Annotated in this window: 16 protein-coding genes; 2 read left to right on the top strand and 14 right to left on the bottom strand. The window is 68.7% G+C overall.

Translation table 11 applies throughout. The features are described from left to right. Positions 1-5: 5 nt before the first annotated feature. The 4 genes from LKO27_RS06190 to priA are packed head-to-tail and all read right to left on the bottom strand — an operon-like array spanning position 6 to position 5,472. Positions 6-821 (bottom strand): hypothetical protein, encoded by an 816-nt coding sequence (locus LKO27_RS06190; protein ID WP_227736193.1) that lies wholly within the window; start codon positions 819-821, stop codon positions 6-8. Then, positions 818-2,338 carry a lactate racemase domain-containing protein gene (locus LKO27_RS06195; protein WP_227736195.1) on the bottom strand — a complete coding sequence of 507 codons (1,521 nt, stop codon included), beginning with the start codon at positions 2,336-2,338 and terminating at the stop codon, positions 818-820. Before LKO27_RS06195 ends, LKO27_RS06190 begins: the two co-directional genes overlap by 4 nt. Further along, a complete protein-coding gene (locus tag LKO27_RS06200; protein ID WP_227736197.1) occupies positions 2,339-4,702 on the bottom strand; it encodes an HAD-IB family hydrolase in 2,364 nt (787 codons plus the stop codon). Next, positions 4,702-5,472, bottom strand: coding sequence for a bifunctional 1-(5-phosphoribosyl)-5-((5-phosphoribosylamino)methylideneamino)imidazole-4-carboxamide isomerase/phosphoribosylanthranilate isomerase PriA (gene priA, locus LKO27_RS06205; protein WP_227736199.1), 771 nt, complete (start codon positions 5,470-5,472; stop codon positions 4,702-4,704). Before priA ends, LKO27_RS06200 begins: the two co-directional genes overlap by 1 nt. Positions 5,473-5,833: 361 nt before the next feature. Between priA and LKO27_RS06210 the strand changes: the two genes are divergently transcribed. Beyond that, on the top strand, positions 5,834-6,079 hold the full coding sequence (locus LKO27_RS06210; protein WP_227736200.1) for a hypothetical protein: 246 nt from the start codon (positions 5,834-5,836) through the stop codon (positions 6,077-6,079). A 21-nt stretch (positions 6,080-6,100) separates the two neighbouring features. Here the strand turns inward: LKO27_RS06210 and LKO27_RS06215 are convergent, their stop codons facing one another. From LKO27_RS06215 to dnaE, 7 genes are all read right to left on the bottom strand, one after another. Beyond that, complete coding sequence (locus LKO27_RS06215) at positions 6,101-7,033, bottom strand: hypothetical protein (RefSeq protein ID WP_227736202.1); 933 nt, start codon at positions 7,031-7,033, stop codon at positions 6,101-6,103. Positions 7,034-7,100: 67 nt separating this feature from the next. Continuing rightward, on the bottom strand, positions 7,101-7,718 hold the full coding sequence (gene hisH, locus LKO27_RS06220) for an imidazole glycerol phosphate synthase subunit HisH (RefSeq protein WP_227737232.1): 618 nt from the start codon (positions 7,716-7,718) through the stop codon (positions 7,101-7,103). Next, entirely contained in the window at positions 7,715-8,323 is a 609-nt protein-coding gene (gene hisB / locus LKO27_RS06225; RefSeq protein ID WP_227736204.1) for an imidazoleglycerol-phosphate dehydratase HisB, read from the bottom strand. Before hisB ends, hisH begins: the two co-directional genes overlap by 4 nt. Then, positions 8,320-9,429 carry a histidinol-phosphate transaminase gene (locus LKO27_RS06230; RefSeq protein ID WP_227736206.1) on the bottom strand — a complete coding sequence of 370 codons (1,110 nt, stop codon included), beginning with the start codon at positions 9,427-9,429 and terminating at the stop codon, positions 8,320-8,322. The genes hisB and LKO27_RS06230 overlap by 4 nt, the downstream gene beginning before the upstream one ends. Beyond that, a complete protein-coding gene (gene hisD, locus LKO27_RS06235; protein ID WP_227736209.1) occupies positions 9,426-10,727 on the bottom strand; it encodes a histidinol dehydrogenase in 1,302 nt (433 codons plus the stop codon). The genes LKO27_RS06230 and hisD overlap by 4 nt, the downstream gene beginning before the upstream one ends. 10 nt (positions 10,728-10,737) lie before the next feature. Then, on the bottom strand, positions 10,738-11,325 hold the full coding sequence (locus tag LKO27_RS06240) for a hypothetical protein (protein ID WP_227736211.1): 588 nt from the start codon (positions 11,323-11,325) through the stop codon (positions 10,738-10,740). Then, positions 11,318-14,857, bottom strand: coding sequence for a DNA polymerase III subunit alpha (gene dnaE / locus LKO27_RS06245; protein ID WP_227736212.1), 3,540 nt, complete (start codon positions 14,855-14,857; stop codon positions 11,318-11,320). The genes LKO27_RS06240 and dnaE overlap by 8 nt, the downstream gene beginning before the upstream one ends. Before the next feature lie 133 nt (positions 14,858-14,990). Between dnaE and LKO27_RS06250 the strand changes: the two genes are divergently transcribed. Beyond that, the gene (locus LKO27_RS06250) at positions 14,991-15,971 is read left to right on the top strand and encodes a pirin family protein (protein WP_227736215.1); all 981 of its coding nucleotides are present in this window, start codon (positions 14,991-14,993) and stop codon (positions 15,969-15,971) included. 11 nt (positions 15,972-15,982) lie between these two features. On the opposite strand, the gene LKO27_RS06255 is transcribed toward LKO27_RS06250, so the two are convergent. The 3 genes from LKO27_RS06255 to gltB are packed head-to-tail and all read right to left on the bottom strand — an operon-like array spanning position 15,983 to position 22,351. Next, complete coding sequence (locus tag LKO27_RS06255; protein ID WP_227736217.1) at positions 15,983-16,336, bottom strand: iron chaperone; 354 nt, start codon at positions 16,334-16,336, stop codon at positions 15,983-15,985. A gap of 41 nt (positions 16,337-16,377) precedes the next feature. Beyond that, positions 16,378-17,841 carry a glutamate synthase subunit beta gene (locus LKO27_RS06260; protein ID WP_227736219.1) on the bottom strand — a complete coding sequence of 488 codons (1,464 nt, stop codon included), beginning with the start codon at positions 17,839-17,841 and terminating at the stop codon, positions 16,378-16,380. Then, positions 17,834-22,351, bottom strand: a complete 4,518-nt coding sequence (gene gltB / locus LKO27_RS06265) for a glutamate synthase large subunit (RefSeq protein WP_227736221.1) — start codon at positions 22,349-22,351, stop codon at positions 17,834-17,836. Before gltB ends, LKO27_RS06260 begins: the two co-directional genes overlap by 8 nt. Positions 22,352-22,438 lie beyond the last annotated feature (87 nt).

Genomic DNA, 22,438 nt, shown 5'->3' on the forward strand with positions numbered 1-22,438 from the left:
CCACTCTACCCACGGCGCACGGTCGTCGGGCGCCAGATCCGCCTTCGCGATCGCGTCCGCCGAGGTGCCGTCTGCTCCCACAGCCTGCGCCACCGCGGCATGGGCTGCGGGATGGGCGCGTTCGAGCCGCGCCCGTGCTGCACCGTCCACCAGGAGAGGTCACCGGTCCGGAACAGCTGCCCGACGGCCGACTGCACCTCCCCCGTCGCCTCCTCGAGGGAGCGTCCGCGCACATAGATGGGTGAACCGAAGCGGACCGACACGTGCGGCTTGTGTTTGAGCGCCAGCCCCAGGACCTCGTTGAGCTTGAAGGTGCCGACCACTGCCACCGGGACGATGGGAACGTTGTACTGGCTGCCGAGCTGCGCCGCGAGCGGGCTGAACTCGCCCACCTCGCCCTCGACGACCGGGTTTCCGGTGAACAGGACCACGCTGTTGCCCCGGGCGAGTTCCCTGCTGGGGTTGCGGATCCTGGCCCGCAGCCCGGCCGGCAACACGGCCCGAAGCACCTGCCAGTCGAGGGCACCAGCCTCGTTGACCGCGAAGATCACCGGCGCCTGGAGTCCGGCCAGCGCGTCAAGACCGACCACCTGGTAGTCGATCCGCCAGGTCACCAGTTCGAGCAGGTCGGGGGTCTTGCGCAGTTCGCCTATGCCCAGGCGCACCCGTTCCTGATGGCTCCGCGGGGGCGCGCCGACGGGTCGCCTGTGGCGCAGCCCGAACAACGATCCCGCGAACCCGAGCATGTCCGAGAACCAGGTCACCCTGGGACTCCACCTGCGCTTCGACTTCTGGGCCCAGGACTCCAGCTGTCGGCTCACGTGATCACCCCCAGCAACCGGCCGGGACCGTGCAGGTGGGTGACGCTGGGATGGGATCCGACCGTGTTGGAGGCGATCTCGAGTGCGTCGGCGAAGGTGGTGGCCGCACGGTGCCCCATCAGTGCGGCGCTGTGACGATCCGCGCCCACCCAGATGACGTCACCGAGCCCTGCGGTGGCCTCCCTGATCCGGTACCAGGTGTGGAAGACCTTCAGCGGATGGTCTGCGTAGTGCTCCCGGTAGAGGTTCAGGTACCAAGGGTCGTGCATGGCGCCCTCTTCGAAGCGCTGTGCGATCTCTTCAGGGTCGAGCGTCTCGGGCAGCACCGTGGCGAACAGGTCCGCAGCCGCGGACTGGGTCCGGTTCGAGAAGTTGCGCGCCAACGGGTGGCGCGCCACGACCACCCCGCCGTCGCGGACCAACGGGGTACCCAGATGGCTGCCCGCCTGCGTGACAAGCGCGTTCCGGGCCGCGTTGAGCGGCGAGCCCACCGGGTTGCCACGGTCGAAGGACCCGCCCCACACGGACATGGCCAGGACGTCCGCCTGTCCCGGCAGCGCGACGCTGTTGGCGGCGGTCCAGGCCTGGCGCGCCTGTTCGCGGACGGCCGTGGGGTCCCCGCCGATCATGTCACCGATGGCGTAGTCCGCCACGGGCGTCCCGAACAACCGCTGCGCGCTCTGCTTGGGCAGCAACGAGCCGAGCTGTCTGGCTCCCGCGAACGCGAGCTGCTCCGGAAGTCGCCACTCCCACTCGCGCTTGTTGAGGAACGACAGTGAAGTGCCCAGCAGCGGCTGTCCGAGCACCGCGGTCACGGCGAACGCGGGCACGGCCGAGCCGACCAGGTCCACTATCTCCCGGCTGGTCGCCTCGTCACGTCCGAGGCCGTCCAACCTGTTGATCGTCTCGACGTCGGTGAGGCCGAGTGCGAAGTCGCAGCCCTGCGAATGGTCGTGGACGACGCCCACGCTCACCACGACGTCGGACTCTGCCACCCGCTTGTTGAGCTTCACCGGCAGCCCACCCACCTGGCCGACCTCGACGAGGTCTGCCGAGGAAACGTCGTGGCTCCCGATGAGGCCGTCGGGGATGAAGGAGGTGGCAACCCTGTCCCCGAGGATCGCGCTGATCTCGGGAGCGCTCCAGCGTCTGTTGAGCCCTGTGGCGATCACGATCTGCACGTCGTCGACGCCGGCGCGCGCCGCATGCTCCAGGACCCGCTCGACGATGCTGCGGCGCACGTCGAAGCGCATCCGAGGCTCCGGCCGGTGGTGGTCGCGGACGACGATCGTCAGACGGGTGGCGGGTCCGAGCAGGCTGGGGAGCGACTCCGCTCCCACCGGGGACTCGAGGGCGGCGTCGATCAGGCCGACCGGGTCGACCGAGGCAACCGGGTCCGCCGGGTAGGCGACCTGGGTGCCGAGACCGAGCCGCTCCAACCGCAGGTCCGCACCCGCGAGCATGAGCAGCGGCGGGGTTCGCTCGTCGACCTCTAGAACAAAACCGGGACGAGACATCTACCGTTCCTCTCTCAGGTGGGGAAGCTTCCAGCGGGGCTGGGGGGAGTTCGACGACCAGTCGATGATCGACCAGCTGCTGGACCGCGCAGCCCGCATGAGCCCGACGTCGGGATTCACCGCCACGGGGTTGCCCACCGCCCTCAGCATCGGCAGGTCGACGTGGCTGTCGGCGTAGGCGAAGGAGTTCGTGAGGTCGAGCTGGTGCAGCGCCGCGTAGTGGTTCAGCCACGCGGCCCGGGACTCGCCCACCATGGGGGGCGACGTCAGGTATCCCGTGCAGATCCCGTTGGCGTCGGTGGCCAGGTCTGCCGCGACGATCATGTCGAAGAGTCCCTCGAAGGGTCGGGTCAACGGGCGGATGACGCCGGTCATGAGGATCGTGGTGTGGCCGGCCTCCCGGTGCTCCCGGATCCGGCGGATCGCCTCCGGGGACGTGCGGTCGAGGATGAAGGGTGAAAGGTGCTCCTCGACGAAGCGCTCCAGCTCCGCGAGGTCGGCGCCGGCGTAGCGACGATAGATCTGGCGCAGGAACACGCCCCTGTCCTTGCGTTCCGCGCCGATGTAGTTGGGCAACTGCCACAGGACCTTGGCGACCTCCCCGACGCGCTCCCCGAGGGACAGCTCGGGCAGCTTGAGCCACAGGTAGGACTCCACGACGTTGGTGGCCACCACCGTGCCGTCGAGGTCGAAGGCGGCGAGCACCGTGTCCTTCTGCGACGGCTTGAGGACCTTGTAGGTGGCCGAACGCTGGCTGCGACGCTTCCGGGCCGCCTCGAGCCGTCGTACCGGATCCGTGATGGCGGGGATGTGGACTTCTTCCATGTAGTGCGTCCAGTCCACCGTCCCGGAGTCGAATCCGAAAGAGGCCACGTCGTCGGGGTGGAGCGAGTTGTGGAGCGCCAGCGTGCAGTCGTCGACGAAGTGCACCTCCGACTGCAGGTACTCGCCGTAGAGGCTCAGGTACTTGTTGAAGAAGTCCAGTTGCTTGGAGGTCCGGTCCAGCGCCGTCGCCGCAGCCCGCACCCGCTTGCCACGGGGTGCGAAACTCAGCAGCTTGTTGCCGGCGGCCACGCCCTTCTCGGCGAACCAGAGCAGCCGCTCGATCGGTTCCGCGCCGGGGAACTTCCACTCGGCAAGCGGTACCGACCCCTGACCTTCGGTGTAGGGATGCTTCTCGAAGTAGCTGTGGACGTGCTCGTAGATGCCCCTGAAGGTGAGGGGATTCCTAGCGCCGGAGCTGCAGTGGTAGAACTCCGGCCTACCTACCTCCGGCTGGGTGGCGCAGACCGCGACGATGGCGTTGACCACGTAGTCACACGGGATGATGTCGATCACCGCGTCAGGGGACGCGGGGACGTCGGGCAGCTGGCCACGGCCGTAGGCCAGGATCAGCGGATCGGCCATCTTGAAGCCCTCGATCCAGCCGGGGTACGGATGGACCAGTGAGGATTCGACGATGGCGGGGCGCACTATGGAGACCTGCATGTCCCCGCCCAGGTCGGTCACGACGCGCTCCCCCATCGCCTTGGCGAAGGTGTAGACGTCGGTCCACCCCAGGGACCTGGCGCGCTCGGTACCCGCGGCCACCAGCTCCCGCGTGACCCATTCCTGGCGGCGACGCTCGGTGTCCTCCGACGTGGTCAGGTAGCCGGCGCGGCGGTGCAGCCGTTCGGCCTCCTTGCGGAGCTCGGCCAGCTGCTCCGATGTCCGCGAGCGGGTCTCGAGGTGCTCCTTCATGGCCATCGCCGCCCGGGTCTCCTCCTCGTAGTCCACGTCGTGGACATGGGGAGCCTCGGGGATGGCGCCACGCCGGCGACCCGCCGTGTACGCCGTCGAGATGTGCACGTAGTACGGCACCCGCTCCAGGTTCCCATCGGCGTCGCTGCAGGACTCGCGGAACCGCTCCAGCAGCGCCTTGGTGCCGATGACGTTGGTCATGAAGGCCTGGTCGATTGGCGGGTCGAAGGAGACGTCACCCGCACAGTGGACGAGGATGTCGATGTCGCGGGGCAGCTCCGGCACGTTCGGAAGATCTCCCTCGATCACCTCCACCCGGGCGGACATGAGGGCCTCGACGGATCCGGCGGCTTCCACCACCGGCTTGAAGATCTTCTTCTTCAGCAGGCTCGCAACCCGCTCCTCGGCGGTGACCGAGCCCTTCCTGCGAACGAGCACACCGGTGCGCACGTCAGGACATTCGACCAGGAACTTCCACAGCATCTGCTCGCCGATGAAGCCAGTGACACCCGTCATCACGATCTTCTTGCCGGCCAGCAACTCCGCGATCCGGCCCTGGAGCAGTGGCGGGGTGTGGACGGTCGTGGCTGGGACGCCGAAGGTGTTCATCGGGGCCCGTGCCATCAGGGTCTCCCGGCGACGTCGAGGGCCTCGGGCAGGGAGAAGTTGCCCAGGTAGAGGGCGGTTCCGATGATCGCGCCCTCCACCCCGACGGGCACCAGTTCCCGGAGTCGCCGCAGGTCCTCCAGGGAAGAGATTCCGCCGGAGGCGATCACCGCCGCGGACGTTCGGGCGCACACCGCACGCAGCAGGTCGAGGTTCGGCCCCGTCAGCATGCCGTCGGAGTTGACGTCGGTGACCACGAACCGCTCACAACCCGCCGCCGAGAGCCTGTCCAGCGTCTCCTGCCAGGGGCCACCCTCGCGCGTCCAGCCCCGGGCGGCGAGGTTCTCCCCACGCACGTCGAGACCGATGGCGATCCGGTCGCCGTGCTCGGCGATGATGCGCTCGCACCACTCGGGCTGCTCGAGCGCGGCTGTGCCGATGTTGACCCTTCGGCACCCCGTCTCCAGCGCCCGGGTGAGGGAGGCGTCGTCACGGATGCCGCCGGAGAGCTCCACCTGCACGTCCAGGTCCGAGATGATCCCACGCAGGAGGTCGGCGTTCGAGCCGCGCCCGAACGCGGCGTCGAGGTCCACCAGGTGGATCCACTCGGCGCCCTGCGACTGCCAGCGCATCGCGGCGGCGAGGGGATCGCCGAACTCCTTCTGGGTGCCGGCCACCCCCTGGACCAACTGGACGGCTTGGCCGTTCTGGACGTCGACGGCGGGCAACAACTGCAAGGCTTCCACGACCGCCAACCCTATCCGACTCTGCAGCAAAGTCCGGCCCATCTGTCGGCCTGCGGAGTTCAAAGCGGGCGCGCCCACACTTCATTGTGAAAATGCCCCGAAGGTGTTGACGTCTGAACCCCTGACCTCCTAGCCTTTACTGCGGCAAGTGATATTCGAGAGGAGGCCCCTGACGATGATTTATCTGCGACGACGCGTCGGCCTCCTCAACGCTGCCTGACATCTGCGGCCATCGCCCAGAAGCGGCCCTGAGGACACGGTCCCGGCCCCATCTCCTGCTAGTGCTCACGTGAGCTGAGCCTTTCGTCTGCTTGCTCTCCCCTTCCAGCCGCGCTGCGGCACGGCTTTCAAACCTGCCTCCATTCAGAGGCGGGCCAGCCTCTCACCAGGAACGAGACAGATCGTGAACACCATGATTGCGCCGCAGCGCCCCGCCCCAAGCGCGGAGCCATTGCGGATCGAGCACCTCCATCCCCGCGCGACCAGACTGGAACGGCTGGCGATGCGGGTGGGGATGTGGCTGCTCATCTGGAGCACCCGGCCGCTGCCGGACCAGGATCGGGAACGCTCGGACTTCGAGCTCGACCGCGAGCGGGAACTGCGGGAGCGCTCCTACCTCCGCAACGCGTCCCTGATCCGCCAATTCTGAATCCTTGGGCCGACCCTTTGCTCAGCTGCGAGAGACGAAGTGCTGGGCCACCATGGCGATTGCCGCGACCACGGCCGCGGTGAGCGGGACGAGGAACGCCACGGCTGGCAGGGTCAGGGCGGAGATGAAGACCCGGACCCCCTGGTCCAGCATCTCCCCCCTGTCCCCCGCCAGTACCCGGCTGCCGGCAGCGGACTGGATGGCCGTGATCAGCGGCGGTACGACCCAAGTCAGCAGCACCACCGCGAGCGCAGCCGCTGCCTGCCGCCAGGTCTCGAGTCCGGCCCAGGCGATGGCGAGTCCCACGAGGATCGGAGGTACCCAGCGCGCGGCGACGCCCACGAGGAGAACCAGCGTGGTCGGCGGAACACCGTCTGGCAACTGCACCCACGCAGTCAGCCAAGGACCCAGCGCCAGCGCACCCATGGCCAGGCCCACCAGGGCGCCCGCCCTGGGAGCCATGGCCGTCAACAGGAAGGCCAACAGGCCGACCAGTACCGACAGCACGGCCACGGAGTCCAGTGCCAGCAGGTAGAGGGCGGACTCCTGTCTGTCCTGCAGTCCCGCCTGGACGACGAGGGTGGTCTGGACGAGCGCGGTGAGCTGCACGACCAGGACCCCCGCCAGCAGGAGGGGCAGTCCCTGTGCGGGCATGCGACGGCGCAGGTTGCGGCCGACGAGTCCGGCGACGGCGGAGCCGGTGACCAGCAGGCCGATGATCGTGGTCAGCTCGTACTGGCTGAACGGCAGCAGGGCGACTGGCATCGCCTCGGCAGCCGGCTCACCGCGCCACAGGTCCTGGATTGGGAGGCGTGCCCCGGTCACCAGCCAGGGCAGCAGTCCGAGGACGGCTGCTGCGATGCCCACCAGCATGCAGGCCAAGCCCGTGACAGGTCGACTCCTGCCCCTGGTGTCGGTGTCGTTGTCGTCAATCGTTCGCGCCTCGTTGCGCATTGGTGCCCCTTCCCCCAAAGACCAATGTGCCACACAAAATAGCGCTACCAGTGCTTGTTGCGCACGCTCAGCCCAGGCTTAGCCAGTTGCGCAGCAACGCCGCGCCGGCCGCACCGGACTTCTCGGGGTGGAACTGGGTGCTGGAGACCAGGCCACGCTCGACGGCGGCCACGAAGACGGACTCCTCGTGCTGGGCGGTGGTGACAACCGCCTCGGGGGGCGGCGTCAGGGCGGCGTAGGAGTGGACGAAGTAGAAGCGTTCCGACTCCAGACCGCGAAACAGGCTCGAACCCTCGGGCACGTCGACGGTGTTCCAGCCCATGTGCGGCAGCCGGGCGGCGGGCACCTGGTCCACGCTTCCGGGATAGATGCCCAGGCCCGTCGAGGCGACACCGTGCTCCGTGCCGCTCTCGAAGAACACCTGGTGACCTACGCAGATCCCGAGAAGGGGCCGCTCGGCGGCGAGCCACTCCCCCACGAGTTCCCGGCCACCGGCCGCCTCGAGCCCGGCCATGCAGGCTGCGAACGCTCCGACCCCCGGCACCACCAGGGCATCCTGCCGGCGCAACTCATCGAGGTCAGGCGTGACCACCACGTCGGCACCTGCCGCGCGGAGCGCCTGGGCGGCGGAGTGGAGGTTGCCCGACCCGTAGTCGAGCAGGCCCACGCGCCTCGGCCCGCTCAGAGCGCGCCCTTGGTGCTCGGGACGCCCTGCTGACGGGGGTCGATCTCAACCGCGGTGCGCAGCGCCCGGGCGAGCGCCTTGAACTGGGCCTCGACGATGTGGTGTGGGTCCCGGCCAGCCAGGAGCCTGAGGTGGACGCAGAGTCCGGCATTCAGGGCCAGGGACTCGACGACGTGATAGGTCATGGATCCCGCGTACGGGACGCCGGAGCCGCCGATCAATGCGTAGACCTGACCCTCGGGCTCCCCCTCGCAGACGACGTACGGGCGCCCGGCGACGTCCACGACGCAGGAGGCCAGGGCCTCATCGAGCGGGACCATGGCGTCCCCGTAACGGCGGATGCCCGACTTGTCCCCGAGTGCCTCACCGATGGCCTGGCCAAGGACGATGGCGGTGTCCTCGACGGTGTGGTGTCCGTCGATGTGGAGGTCGCCAGAGGCCTCCACCTCGATGTCGATCAGCGAGTGCTTGCTCAGCGCGGTGAGCATGTGGTCGTAGAAGCCGACGCCCGTGGAGATGCTTGAGCGGCCGGTGCCGTCAAGGTCGATGCTGACCCTGATGGAGGACTCCTTCGTGGAGCGTTCCTTCGAGGCGGTGCGGTTCATTGCGGGCTTCCTTCCAGCTTCGGTGCGACAGCTACGAGGGCCTCGCGCAGGGCGGCCATCTCCTCGGGAGTGCCGGCCGACGCCCGCAGGTAGCCGTCGGGTCCAGTCTCGCGGATCAGCACGCCCCGGTCCAACAGGGCCTGCCAGACGGCGTGGCGGTCGGCGAACCGGCCGAACAGCACGAAATTGGCATCCGATTCGACGACGTCGTAGCCCTGCTCGCGCAGCCAGCCTTGCAGGGCCCGGCATTCGGCGGCGAGCTCGTGCACGCGGGACAGCAGCTCCTCGCTATGGGCGAGCGCGACCCGGGCCACCGCCTGGGTCTGGGCGCTCAGGTGGTAGGGCAACCGGACGATCCGGCAGGCGTCGACCACCGCCGGGTGGGCGGCCAGGTAACCGACGCGGCCGCCGGCCAGCGCGAAGGCCTTGCTCATGGTGCGGGAAACCACCAACCTGTCGAACCGTGCCAGCAGGGAGAGCGCCGAAGGCTGGCTGGAGAACTCCTGGTAGGCCTCGTCCACGACGATGATCGCGTCGGTGCTGCGGCACACCTCCTCGATCACCTCCAGCGAACAGCTGGTGCCGGTGGGGTTGTTGGGGGTGGTGATCAGCACGACGGTGGGCTCGTGCTCGGCGATGGCTTCCAGGATCAGGGGCGCGTCGAGGGTGTGGTCCGGCCTGCGGGGCACCGTGACGTAGCCCGTGCAGGTGTTGCGGGCGTACTCGGGGTACATGGAGTACGTCGGCGTGAACGTGAGCACGCTCCGGCCAGGCCCACCGAAAGCGGTGAGCAGGTGGGTCATCACCTCGTTCGAGCCGTTCGCCGCCCAGATGTTCTCTGCGCCCAGTCCATGGCCCAGATAGCCGGCCAGGTCCCGACGGAGTTCGAGGGCCTCGCGCTCCGGGTACCGGTTCAGCGTCCCGGCGGCCTCGACGACGGCGTCGGCCATCTCCCGCCGCACCGCCTCGGAGGGCGGGTAGGGGTTCTCGTTCACGTTGAGCACGACGGGCACCACCAGTTGCGGCGCACCGTAGGGTTCGGCACCGACGAGATCGGCGCGCAGCGGGAGATCGGACAGACCCCGGATCCGACTGCCCGGGCTCACCTCGGGCGCCTGACCGTGATGGCGGCCGCGTGACCGGGCAGGTCCTCGGCTGCGGCGAAGCGTTCGACGCCGTCTGCCACCTGCAGCAGTCCGTGCTCGGTGTAGTTGATCACGTGGACGGTCCGCATGAAGCTGCGGACGGTGAGGCCCGAGCTGTGGCAGGCGCAACCGGCGGTGGGAAGCACGTGGGTGGACCCGGCGGAGTAGTCCCCGAGACTCACCGGCGAGTAGTCGCCGACGAAAATGGCGCCGGCGTTACGAATCCGGCGTGCGACCGACTCCGCAGCTGCCGTCTGGATCTCAAGGTGCTCGGCCCCGTACGCGTCGGCGACGGCGATGGCCTGGCCTTCGTCGCGCACGAGGACGACGGCGCTCTGCTTGCCGCCCAGCGAGGTCCGGATGCGCTCCGCGTGCTTGGTCGCGGCCACCTGCGCCTCCAGTTCACCGTGAACGGCACGCGCCAGGTCCGGAGAGTCGGTGATCAGTACGGCCGCCGCCATCGGGTCGTGCTCGGCCTGGGAGATGAGGTCCGCAGCCACGAAGTCTGGCCGAGCGGTGGAGTCGGCGATGATCGCGATCTCCGTGGGCCCCGCCTCGGAGTCGATTCCCACCACGCCGCGGAGCAGCCGCTTGGCCGCCACCACGTAGATGTTGCCGGGACCCGTGACGAGCGAGACCGGTTCACACAGCCCCGGGACGCCGTGCGCGAACATGGCCACCGCCTGGGCGCCACCGACGGCGTAGACCTCATCCACGCCGAGCATGTGGCACAGCGCCAGGATGTTGGGATGCGGCCACCCACCGAACTCCGACTGGGGCGGTGAGGCCACGGCGATGCTGCCGACCCCGGCCACCTGGGCCGGTACCACGTTCATGATGACGCTCGAGGCCAGCGGCGCGAGACCGCCGGGCACGTAGAGGCCGACGCGGTCCACCGGGATGTTGCGCAGGCCGACGCTGGCGCCGTCGCCGAGGTGGGCCGGCGTCGGGTTGGTGTCGCGCTCGAGTTCCTCGGCCACCTGCCGACGGCGCCGCACGGACTCCGCGAACGCGGCCGCCAACTCGGTATCAAGCTCTTCGGCGCACTTCTCGAGAACGGCCGCCGGGACGCGGAACGAGTCCGGCACCACGTGGTCGAACCTGGCCGAGTACTCCGCCAGCGCGGCCTCGCCCCTGGCGTGGACGTCGTCGCAGATGGGACGGACCACCTCCAGCGCGGCCTCGACGTTGAAGTCGGCGCGCGGCAGGTGGGCCCGGTAGTCGGCGGCCACTCCGGTCAGGTCAACGGTTCTCAGCACGCAGGGAATTCTAGTCGGCCCGGACGACGTCGCCCGCCAGGGTGTCCGCGGGCACCCGCGAGTTCTCCCCGGGCCAGAACGCGGAGAACAGCATCACAGGCGTGATCGCCAGGAAGGGAGCCACCAGGAGCGCGGCATGTGCGTTCAACACCAGATCCACCGGGACGACGTCCCCCGGCTGGGCTGCGGCGAGCCGCTGCGCGAATCCGTTGCCGCTCACCAGCAGACCCACCTGCCAGGTCACCAGGGCCCCGATCGTGGCGCCCACCACCGCCAGCACGCACACCCACCAACCGACGTGGCGAAACAGCAGCCAACTCGCGATCCCCGCAGCCAGGCCCAGGATTCCGACGAGCAGCGTGAACAGCGCGTCGGGGGCGAACAGGTTGGCCAGACCGCGCTCACCGATCCGCGCGTACATGTCCTCGCCCACCGTGTAGCCGGGGCGCTCGGCGGTCAACGCCCACACCACGGCCTGGATCAGCCCGGCGACCGCGCAACCGAGGAGGTACACGGGCACGCTCCAGCGGGCGTCTGTCAGGGCGCGCCGCCACGCCGGGACGCCACGCGCCGCGGCCGAAAAGGGGATCTCACTCATTTGAGCCAACTCTAGCCACGCCCACCGCGCTGGGACCCAGGACGGCCTTGAGGTCGGCGAACAGTGGCGAGCCGGGAGCGACGCGGTAACCGTCGCCAAGCTTGAACGTGGTGATCTTCTGGTCACTGCGCAGTTGGAGGTGCACCTCCGCCGATCCCGGGTACTCCGAGAGGATCTTCTTCAGGCGGCCCACGATGGAGGGCGTGCAACGCACCGCGGGGAGCGTCAGCAGGACCGGACCGGAACCCCCGTCGGGGTTGACCTGCGGCGCGACGATGTCCTGCGCCCGCATCCGCACCCGATCCTCCTCCGCGTCCACCACGCCACGCACGGCGATGATGGTGTCGGGAGCCAGGTGCATGGCCACCTGGTCGTAGACGCGGGGGAAGACCATTACCTCGACCGACGAGGTCAGGTCCTCCACCGTGACCGTCGCCCAGAAGGCACCCTTCTTGTTGACGCGCCTGGTCACGGAGGTGATGAGTCCGCAGACGGTGGTCTCGCCACGGAACCCGTCCGGGGACGCGACGGAGGCGATGGAGTGCTGACCGTTGGCCTCCAGCACGTGCTCAAGCCCGTTGAGGGGATGGTCGGACACGTAGAGGCCCAGCATCTCGCGCTCGAACGACAGTTTGGTGCGGCGGTCCCACTCGTCGAGGTCTGGGATCGGACTGTGCTCGTAGGAGTCGTCTCCGGCGTCCACCCCGAAGGCGCCGAACAGGTCGTCCTGGCCGTTCTCGGCGTTCTTCTTGACGTCGATGATGCCGTCGACGGCGTGCTCGTAGACGCTCATGAGACTGCGTCGGGTGTGGCCCAGTTCGTCGAAGGCGCCGGCCTTGATGAGGGACTCGATGACGCGCTTGTTGCACATCAGCAGCGGCGCCTTGTCCAGGAAGTCGTTGAAGTCCTTCGCCGGCCCCTTCACGTCGCGCTCTGCGGTCCAGGCGGCCACCACCTTGTCGCCGACGTTGCGGATTGCGCCGAGGCCGTAGCGGATGTCGGTGCCGACGGGGGTGAAGGCGGACTCCGAGGAGTTGACGTCGGGCGGCAGCACCCTGATCCCCATGCGCCGGCACTCGGCGAGGTAGCCCGCGGACTTGTCCTTGTCGTCGCGCACCGACTGCAGCAGCGCCGCCATGTACTCGGTCGGGTAGTGCGCCTTGAGGTAGGCGGTCCAGTAGGAGATGACGCCGTAGGCGGCCGAGTGCGCCTTGTTGAACGCGTAGTCGGAGAACGGCAGCAGGGTGTCCCAGAGTGCCTTGATGGCGCCCGCGGAGAAGCCGCGCTCCTTCATCCCGCCGGAGAAGATCTCGTACTGGGCGTCCAACTCGGACTTCTTCTTCTTGCCCATGGCGCGCCGCAGCATGTCGGCGCTGCCGAGCGTGTAGCCGGCCAGCTGCTGGGCGATCGCCATGACCTGTTCCTGGTAGACGATCAGGCCGTAGGTCTCACCGAGGATGGGCTCCAGGGCCTCACCGAGCTCGGGGTGGAGCGGCTCGACGGGCTCCCGCCCGGTCTTGCGGCGGGCGTACTTGTTGTGGGAGTCGGCGCCCATGGGTCCGGGGCGGTAGAGCGCGCCGACGGCGGAGATGTCCTCGAACTTGTCCGGCCGCATCGAACGCAGCAGCGCCCGCATGGGACCACCGTCGAGCTGGAAGACGCCCAACGTGTCGCCCGCAGCGAGGAGGTCGTAGGTGGCCGGGTCGTCGAGCGGAAGGTCCTCGAGGACGAGCTCGACGTCCCGGTTGGCCTTGATGCTGCGCACCGCGTCGTCGATGACCGTGAGGTTACGCAGACCCAGGAAGTCCATCTTGATCAGGCCCAGGGACTCGCAGCCCGGGTAGTCGAACTGGGTGATGATGGCCCCGTCGGCCTCGCGCTTCATGACGGGGATGACTTCCTGCAGCGGCGTGTTGGACATGATGACGCCGGCGGCGTGGACGCCCCATTGCCGCTTGAGGTCCTCGATCCCCTTGGCCGTGTCCACGACGGTGCGGACGTCCGGGTCGCTGTTGTAGAGCTCCCGGAACTCGTTGCCCTCGGAGTAGCGCTTGTGCTCCGGGTTGAACAGCTGGCTCAGCGGGATGCCCTTGCCCATGATGTCGGGCGGCATCGCCTTGGTGATCTTCTCCCCCACGGAGAAGGGCATGTCCAGCACCCGCGAGGAGTCCTTGACCGCTGCCTTGGCCTTGATGGAGCCGTAGGTGACGATCTGTGCGACCTTGTCGGAGCCGTACTTCTGGGTGACGTAGTTGATCACCTCGCCGCGGCGGCGATCATCGAAGTCGATGTCGAAGTCCGGCATGGAGACGCGCTCGGGGTTCAGGAACCGCTCGAACAGCAGGCCGTGGGCGATGGGGTCCAGGTCCGTGATCCGCAGCGCGTAGGCGCACATGGAGCCAGCGCCCGACCCGCGCCCGGGACCGACGCGGATGCCGTTCTCCTTGGCCCAGTTGATGAAGTCGGCCACCACTAGGAAGTAGCCGGTGAAACCCATCTTGGCGATGATCGTGGTCTCGAACTCGGCCCGGTCCCGCACCTCCCGGCTGATGCCGTCGGGATAGCGGGCGTGGAGACCGCGCTCCACCTCCTTGTGGAACCAGGTGTCCTCGGTCTCGCCGGCGGGGACGTCGTAGCGGGGCATGTAGGTGCCCATGCCCTCGTCGAACTCCGTCTCGATGCGCTCGGCAATGGCCAGGGTGTTGTCGCAGGCCTCGGGCAACTCCGAGAAGAGGGCCCGCATCTCCGCCGCCGACTTCAGGTAGTAGCCGGAACCGTCGAACTTGAACCTGTCCACCTGGGCCTTGCGGGAGCCGGCGGAGACGCACAGCAGCGTGTCGTGGGCGTCGGCGTCGTCGGCGTGCACGTAGTGGAGGTCGTTGGTGGCCACCAGCGGGAGCTGGAGGTCCCGGGCGAGCTTGAGGAGATCCTGGCGGACCCGGTTCTCGATGGACAGGCCGTGGTCCATCAGCTCCACGTAGAAGTTGCCGGCCCCGAAGATGTCGCGGAACTCCGCCGCGGCGGCGCGGGCGTTGTCGTACTGCCCCAGGCGCAGGAAGGTCTGGACCTCACCCGAGGGGCACCCCGTCGTCGCGATCAGGCCCTTGCCGTACTCGTGCAGCAGTTCCCGGTCCGCTCGCGGCTTGTAGAAGAAGCCCTCCAGGGAGCTGCGGGAGCTCAGCTTGAACAGGTTGTGCATGCCGGCCTTGTCAGCCGCCCACATCGTCATGTGGGTGTAGGCGCCCTTGGAGGCGACGTCGTCGCCGGTGCCGTCGCCGAACTGCACCCGCTTGCGCTCGGAGCGATGCGTGCGCGGTGTCAGGTAGGCCTCAAGGCCGATGATGGGCTTGACGTCGTAGCTCTTGGACGCCTTGTAGAACTCGTAGGCCCCGAACAGGTTGCCGTGGTCCGTCATCGCGAGGGCGGGCATCCCCATCTGCTCCGCGCCCCGGAACAGGTCGTGGACGCGTGCCGCACCGTCCAGCATCGAGAATTCCGTGTGGCAGTGCAGATGGACGAACTGGTCCGACACCCAATCTCCTCAAAGTCCCGACGCCTCAACCGACGAGCCACCACCCTACCCCCGGCCGCCGACGGTTCCGGTCCACGACTCGGCTTGCTGGCATAGGCTGGGGCCACTGGCTGGTCCTGCGAGGAGGCCCCCGATGAGCAACATCGACACCCACCCCGACCTGCTCGACTGCCACGCGGTCGGGCAGCCGCACGCCGACGAGGTGCAGGTCATCGAGCCCAAGGAAGTGGCCCTCGGCGGTGAGGACGCGATGAAGGTGCGTCGCACCCTGCCGTCGCTGACCCGCTCGTTCGTGGGCGCATGGTGCTTCGTAGACCACTACGGCCCCGAGCAGGGCATGTGCATGGACGTACCGCCACATCCACACACCGGCCTGCAGACGGTGAGCTGGCTCTTCGAGGGCGAGATCGAGCACCGGGACTCCGGAGGGGTGCACGAGATGGTGCGCCCTGGCGAGGTGAACCTGATGACTTCTGGTTACGGCATCGCCCACTCCGAGGTGTCCACGCCGAGGCGGGACCTGCTGCACGGCGTCCAGTTGTGGGTGGTGCTGCCCGAACACGACAAGGACCTGGTCCGCGACTTCCAGCACCACGTCCCCGACCTCTATGAGAGCGACGGCGTTCGCGCCAAGATCCTGGTCGGCGGTCTCGACGGCGTCGCGTCACCCGTTCGCACCGAGACCCCGCTCCTGGGTGCCGAAGTGGTCATGGACGCAGGGGTCACCTGGGAACTCGCGGTCACGCCCGGATTCGAGCACGGCGTGCTGGTGGACTCCGGTTTCGTGGACTTCGACGGTGTGCGTCTGGACCGCAGCACCATGGGCGTGCGCGACGCGGGCCTGGACCATCTGCGGATCACCAACCCCACCGACGAACCCGCCCGCATCATGCTGCTCGGCGGGGAACCGTTCGACGAGGGCATCGTGATGTGGTGGAACTTCATCGGCCGCAGCCACGACGACATCGTCCGGCTCCGGCAGGAGTGGAACGAGGCACCGGACGACAGGTTCGGCCGGGTGAAGGGCTACGTGGGCTCCACTCCCAGGCTGAAAGCGCCGGAGCTGCCTACGAACGTACGCCTGAAGACGCGTTTCCGCCGGGGCAAGCGCTGACGGCCACACCCTTAGCGCGCTATCTGCTCCGCACGGGCCCGGACCAGCGCCTTGACGATCTCCTCGGGCAGAGGGCTCGCCGGTTGGAACCGGATGGTCCCCTTGGCCAGCCCGATCCCGGGGTGGCTCGCAAGATCGTCGGCGACGCTCTCGACTGCCTCCGGGCTGAAGGGGTACACACCCACGTGACCCTTCGCCCTCATCACCGCCAACAGTGGCTTGCCGTGGTGGAGCAGGCAGGGCATGCCATAGCCCAATCCCTGTTCGGCATCAGGCACCACCTCCCGGGCGAGGGCATAGACCCGGGCCACCACCTCGCGGTCTACCTCCGCCAGCTCGGACAGGTAGTCATCAACGGTTCCCATGCAGGCCATGATGCACCAGCCACACGCAACGCACGCGAGCCTCAGGCCATCAGTTGGCGCACCTCCGGCCCGATCGCTCGCGGCAGCTTGGAGGAACCGGAAAGGAACTCGTCGACGCCCTTCGCGCAGGAGCGGCCCTCGGCGATCGCCCAGACGATCAGCGACTGCCCGCGCCCCGCGTCGCCGCAGACGAACACGCCCGGCACATTGGTGGCGTAGTCGTCGTCGCGGGCGAGGTTGCCCCTGGGGTCGAACTCAAGGCCGAGCTGTTCGGCGATGGTGCGCTCCGGTCCGACGAAGCCCATGGCGAGCAGCACCAGCTGCGCCGGGATGTGCCGCTGGGTCCCCTCCACCGGCACGAACTGGCCCTCGGAGAACTGCACCTCCGTCAGGTCCAGCCCGGCCACGTGGCCGTCCCTGTCGCCGACGAACTCCGAGGTGGACACGGCGTACATGCGCTCGCCGCCCTCCTCGTGCGCCGACGAGACACGGAACGTCATGGGGTAGGTGGGCCAGGGCTGGCTCCCAGGCCGGGCCTCGGGTGGTTGCGGCATGATCTCCAGCTGCGTGATGGACCGCGCACCCTGCCGGATGGAGGTCCCGAGGCAGTCCGCCCCGGTGTCGCCGCCGCCGATGATCACGACGTCCTTGCCCTCGGCCGTGATCTGGTCCGGGACATGCTCGCCGAGCGCCGCACGGTTGGCCTGCGGCAGGAACTCCATGGCCTGGTGGATCCCCGCGAGTTCGCGTCCCGGCACCGGCAGGTCGCGCCCGACGGTGGAGCCGATCGCGAGCACGACCGCCTCGTAGCGCTCCAGCAACTCCGGGCCGGTGATGTCGGTGCCCACGGTGACGTTCGTCTTGAACTGCGTCCCCTCCAGCACCATCTGCTTGAGCCTGCGGTTCAGGACGGACTTCTCCATCTTGAACTCGGGGATGCCATAGCGCAGGAGCCCGCCGATGGCGTCGGCCCGCTCGTGCACGACGACGGTGTGCCCCGCCCGGGTCAGCTGCTGCGCCACGGCTAGACCCGCGGGGCCGGAACCGACCACGGCCACCGTCTTGTTGGTGTGCCACTCGGGCTGCTGCGGGAACACCCGCGAGTCGTCCCAGGCCTTGTCGATGATGGCGACCTCGACGTTCTTGATGGTCACCGGGTCTCGGTTGATGCCGACGACGCAGGCGGTCTCGCACGGGGCGGGGCACAGACGTCCGGTGAACTCGGGGAAGTTGTTCGTGGCGTGCAGCCGTTCGAGCGCCGGCTGCCAGTCGTCGCGCCAGACCAGGTCGTTCCACTCCGGGATCAGGTTGCCCAGCGGGCAGCCGTTGTGGCAGAACGGGATCCCGCAGTCCATGCAGCGGCCCGCCTGCTCGGAGATGATCGGCAGGAGGGCGCGCCCGGGGCTGCCCGGGTACACCTCCTTCCAGTCGTGCACCCGCTCCTCCACCGGGCGGCGAGGTGCGACCTGCCGGGGGGTGGTCATGAAGCCCTTCGGATCAGCCATGAGCGGCCTCCATCATCATCTTCGTGGTCAGTTCCTCGTCGAGGCCGTCGATGGTGGCGCGGTCCCGCACCTCCATGATCCTCGCGTAGTCGCGCGGCTGGATCTTGGTGAACCTGGTCACCAGGTCCGCGTCCGTCAGCGGGAGGAGCTCGTCGGCGACCGTTGAACCGGTCTCGGCGGCGTGCTCGCCCAGCAGCTCCCGGACCCGGGCGACGTCGCGGGGGGTGAGTTCGACGGGGTCGACGAACTCTGTGTTGAGGCGGATCAGGTCGAGGTCCAGCACCCAGGCGGTGCCGCCCGACATGCCGGCTGCGAAGTTGCGGCCCGTTGGCCCGAGCACCAGCACCTCGCCGCCGGTCATGTACTCGCAGCCGTGGTCGCCCACGCCCTCCACGACGGCGGAGGCGCCGGAGTTGCGCACGCAGAACCGCTCCCCCACCAGACCGCGCAGGAACAGCTGCCCCGACGTCGCGCCGTAGGCGATGACATTGCCCGCGACGATCTGCTCGCGCGGGTCGAACGGCACGTCCTGCGGCGGGGTGACCACCACGCGACCGCCGGAGAGCCCCTTGGCTACGTAGTCGTTGGCATCCCCGACGAGCTTGAGCGTCACCCCCCTGGGCAGGAACGCCCCGAAGCTCTGGCCGCCTGTGCCGTTGAGGGTGAACTGGATCGTCCCGGGCTCGAGCCCCGCGCCGTCGGTCGCCCGCGTGACGTGGTGGCCGAGGAGCGTGCCGACGGTGCGGTCGACGTTGCGCACCGGCAGCGTCGCCGCCACCGGTTCGCCCCGCTCCAGGGCCGGGGCCGCAAGCTCGATCAGCCGGACGTCCAGCTTGTCGGCCAGCCCGTGGTCCTGTGCCACCGTCCGGTGCCGGGTCGCGCCCGGTGCCGCGACGTCGGTGAGGATCGGCGACAGGTCGAGGCCGGCGGACTTCCAGTGCCCGACCGCGCGGGCGACGTCGAGCGCTTCCACGCGGCCCACGGCCTCCTCCAGTGTGCGGAACCCGAGCGAGGCCAGGATCTCGCGCACCTCCTGCGCCATGAACTCGAAGAAGTTGATCACGTGCTGCGGGTCGCCGGTGAACTTGGCCCGCAGCTCCGGGTTCTGGGTGGCGACCCCCACCGGGCAGGTGTCCTTGTGGCAAACCCGCATCATGATGCAGCCCGTCACCACGAGAGGGGCGGTGGCGAACCCGAACTCCTCGGCCCCCAGCAGGGCCGCGATGACGACGTCGCGCCCGGTCTTTAGCTGCCCGTCGCACTGGACGACGATTCGGTCGCGCAACCCATTGACCAGGAGCGTCTGCTGCGTCTCGGCCAGTCCCAGTTCCCAGGGCGCGCCGGCATGCTTGAGCGACGTCAGCGGCGCCGCGCCGGTGCCGCCGTCGTGCCCGGAGATGAGCACCACGTCGGCCTTGGCCTTGCTGACCCCGGCCGCGACGGTGCCGACCCCGACCTCGCTGACCAGCTTCACGTGGACTCGGGCCGACGGGTTGGCGCACTTGAGGTCGTGGATCAGCTGCTTGAGGTCCTCGATGGAGTAGATGTCGTGGTGCGGCGGCGGGGAGATCAGGCCGACGCCGGGCGTGGAGTGGCGGGTCTTGGCGACCCACGGGTACACCTTCGGGCCGGGCAGCTGACCGCCCTCGCCGGGCTTGGCGCCCTGGGCCATCTTGATCTGGATGTCGTCTGCGTAGGTCAGGTACTCCGAGGTCACCCCGAACCGCCCCGACGCCACCTGCTTGATGGCCGAGCGGCGCGAGGGATCGTGCAACCGCTCCGCGTCCTCGCCGCCCTCGCCGGTGTTGGACTTGCCGCCGAGCTTGTTCATGGCGATGGCCAGCGTCTCGTGCGCCTCCATCGAGATGGAGCCGTAGCTCATGGCGCCGGTCGAGAACCGCTTCACGATCTCGCTGACCGGCTCCACCTCCTCGATGGGCACGGGCTCGCGCTCCCGGAACTCCAGCATCGAGCGCAGCGTCATCAGCCGCGACGAGTTGTCGTTGACCAGGGCGGTGTAGCGCTTGAACACGTCGTAGCGGCCGGTGCGGGTGGCGTGCTGGAGGCGGAAGACCGTCTCGGGGTCGAACAGGTGCGGTTCGCCCTCACGACGCCACTGGTACTCCCCGCCCACCTGGAGGTCGCGGTGGGCCAGGGGGATGCCGTCGGCCGGGTAGGCCATCAGGTGCCGCTGCCGGACCTCTTCGGCGATCTCGGCGAGCCCGAGCCCGCCGATCCGGCTGGTGGTGCCGGTGAAGTACTTGTCGATGAGTTCCTGCGACAGTCCGATGGCCTCGAAGATCTGGGCGCCGGAGTAGGAGGCGACGGTGGAGACGCCCATCTTGCTCATCACCTTGAGCACGCCCTTGCTGAGTGCCTTGGCGACGTTCTTGATGGCCACCTCGGGCAGCACCCCGACGAAGGTCTCGCGCCGGGCGAGGTCTTCCGCGGTCTCGAACGCGAGGTAGGGGTTCACGGCCGCGGCGCCGTAGCCGATGAGGAGCGCGACGTGGTGGACCTCGCGCACGTCGCCGGCCTCGACCACGAGGCCAACCTGGGTCCGGGTCTTCTCCCGGACCAGGTGGTGGTGGATGGCGGCGGTCAGCAGCAGCGACGGGATGGGCGCCTGGTCCGCCGTCGAGTGCCGGTCCGACAGCACGATGGCCCGCGCCCCGCCACGCACTGCGGCGGAGACCTCCTCGCAGAGCTCGTCCAGGCGTGCGCCGAGCGCCCGGCCCCCGCCGGCCACCTTGTAGAGGCCGCGCACGACGTGGGTCGCGTAGCCGGGGACCTCCCCCAGCCGCACGATCTTGGCCAGCTGCTCGGAGTCCAGGATGGGCCGGTCCATGGTGATCTGGCGCGCCGACGCCGCGGTCGGCTCCAGGAGGTTGCGCTCCGGCCCGATCTTGGTGGTCAACGAGGTGACCAGTTCCTCACGGATGGCGTCCAGCGGCGGGTTGGTGACCTGCGCGAAGAGCTGGCTGAAGTAGTCGAACACCAGCCGGGGCCGGTCGGACAGGACCGGCAAGGGGGTGTCTGTGCCCATGGAACCGAGCGGCTCACCGCCGCTGTTGGCCATCGGCGCGATGATGTGGCGCAGTTCCTCATGGGTGTACCCGAAGACCTGCTGTCGGCGCGTCACCGAGGCGTGGCTGTGCACGATGTGGGCGCGGCCGGGCAGCTGGTCGAGCTTCATGGAGTTGGCGGCCACCCACTCGGCGTAGGGCTTCTCGGCCGCGAGCTGGCCCTTGACCTCGTCGTCGGAGAGGATCTGTCCCCGGTCCAGGTCCACAAGCAGCATGCGACCGGGCTGGAGGCGGCCCTTGCGCACCACCGACGCCGAGGCGATCGGGAGCACTCCGGCCTCGGAGGCGAACACGACCAGGCCGTCGTCGGTCTCCCAGAACCGGCCCGGGCGCAGACCATTGCGGTCGAGGCAGGCGCCGATGAGGGAACCGTCGGTGAAGGTCATGCAGGCGGGACCGTCCCACGGCTCCATGATGGCCGAGTGGTACTCGTAGAAGGCCCGGCGGTCCGGGTCCATCTCGTCGTGACCCTCCCACGCCTCCGGGATCATCATGAGCACGGCGTGCGGCAGGGAACGCCCGCCGAGGTGCAGCAGTTCGAGCACCTCGTCGAAGGAGGCCGAGTCCGAGCCGTCCGGGGTACAGATGGGGAACAGCCGCTCCAGCGAGCCGGGGATGACGTCAGAGACGAGCAGCGCCTCGCGGGCCCGCATCCAGTTCCGGTTGCCGCGCACCGTGTTGATCTCGCCGTTGTGGGCGATCATCCGGTACGGGTGCGCCAGCTCCCAGGCCGGGAAGGTGTTGGTGGAGAAGCGCGAGTGCACCAGCGCCAGGGCGGAGGCGACCCGCTCGTCGTGCAGTTCGGGGAAGACCTCCTCCAACTGGGACGTGGTGAGCATGCCCTTGTAGACCAGCGTCCGCGCGGACAGGGACGGGAAGTACACGCCGACCTCGTGCTGGACGCGCCGTCGCAGCACGAACGCGAGTCGGTCGAGGTCGATCCCGGCCTGGTCGTCGCGCCCTGCGATCACCAGGTGCTCGAAATGCGGCATCGCGCCCAGCGAGATGGGTGAGAGCGTGCCGGTCTCAACGGGGACCTCGCGCCACGCGATGACGTCGAGCTCCTCCTCGTCGGCGATCCGCTCGATGCCGGACTTGGCCAGGAGCCTGGCGGACTCGTCTGTGGGCAGGAAGGCCATTCCGACGGCGTAGGCACCCTTCTCGGGCAGCTTCGAGTCGATCACCGCGCGCAGGAACGCATCCGGAACCTGGATCAGGATGCCGGCGCCGTCACCGGCGGCCTCGTCGGCGCCCGTTGCGCCGCGGTGATCGAGGTTGCGCAGCGCTTCAAGACCCTGTTCGACGATCTCGTGACGGGCGATTCCGTCCAGCTTGGCGACGAAGGCGACACCGCAGGCATCGTGCTCGAACTCCGGGTCGTAGAGACCGACCTTCTCGTGTCGAGGGAAGACTGGGTTGTTCATGCGGGCACCTCCAAGTTCGTTACCGGCTTGGAGAATATGCACCCGCTGGCTGCTCAAAACAACAGATTCAGCCCTGTTTCACGATTG

This window comes from Tessaracoccus sp. OS52, from assembly GCF_020687685.1.
GTDB lineage: Bacteria > Actinomycetota > Actinomycetes > Propionibacteriales > Propionibacteriaceae > Arachnia.

Excerpts from the sequence above, each read along its gene's own strand:
- LKO27_RS06240 (WP_227736211.1), bottom strand. The coding sequence starts at position 11,325 with ATGAGTGAGATCCCCTTTTCGGCCGCGGCGCGTGGCGTCCCGGCGTGG.
- LKO27_RS06255 (WP_227736217.1), bottom strand. The coding sequence starts at position 16,336 with ATGGGAACCGTTGATGACTACCTGTCCGAGCTGGCGGAGGTAGACCGC.
- LKO27_RS06200 (WP_227736197.1), bottom strand. The coding sequence starts at position 4,702 with ATGGCACGGGCCCCGATGAACACCTTCGGCGTCCCAGCCACGACCGTC.
- LKO27_RS06250 (WP_227736215.1), top strand. The coding sequence starts at position 14,991 with ATGAGCAACATCGACACCCACCCCGACCTGCTCGACTGCCACGCGGTC.
- LKO27_RS06260 (WP_227736219.1), bottom strand. The coding sequence starts at position 17,841 with ATGGCTGATCCGAAGGGCTTCATGACCACCCCCCGGCAGGTCGCACCT.
- hisB (WP_227736204.1), bottom strand. The coding sequence starts at position 8,323 with ATGAACCGCACCGCCTCGAAGGAACGCTCCACGAAGGAGTCCTCCATC.
- gltB (WP_227736221.1), bottom strand. The coding sequence starts at position 22,351 with ATGAACAACCCAGTCTTCCCTCGACACGAGAAGGTCGGTCTCTACGAC.
- LKO27_RS06195 (WP_227736195.1), bottom strand. The coding sequence starts at position 2,338 with ATGTCTCGTCCCGGTTTTGTTCTAGAGGTCGACGAGCGAACCCCGCCG.
- priA (WP_227736199.1), bottom strand. The coding sequence starts at position 5,472 with ATGGGCCGGACTTTGCTGCAGAGTCGGATAGGGTTGGCGGTCGTGGAA.
- LKO27_RS06215 (WP_227736202.1), bottom strand. The coding sequence starts at position 7,033 with ATGCGCAACGAGGCGCGAACGATTGACGACAACGACACCGACACCAGG.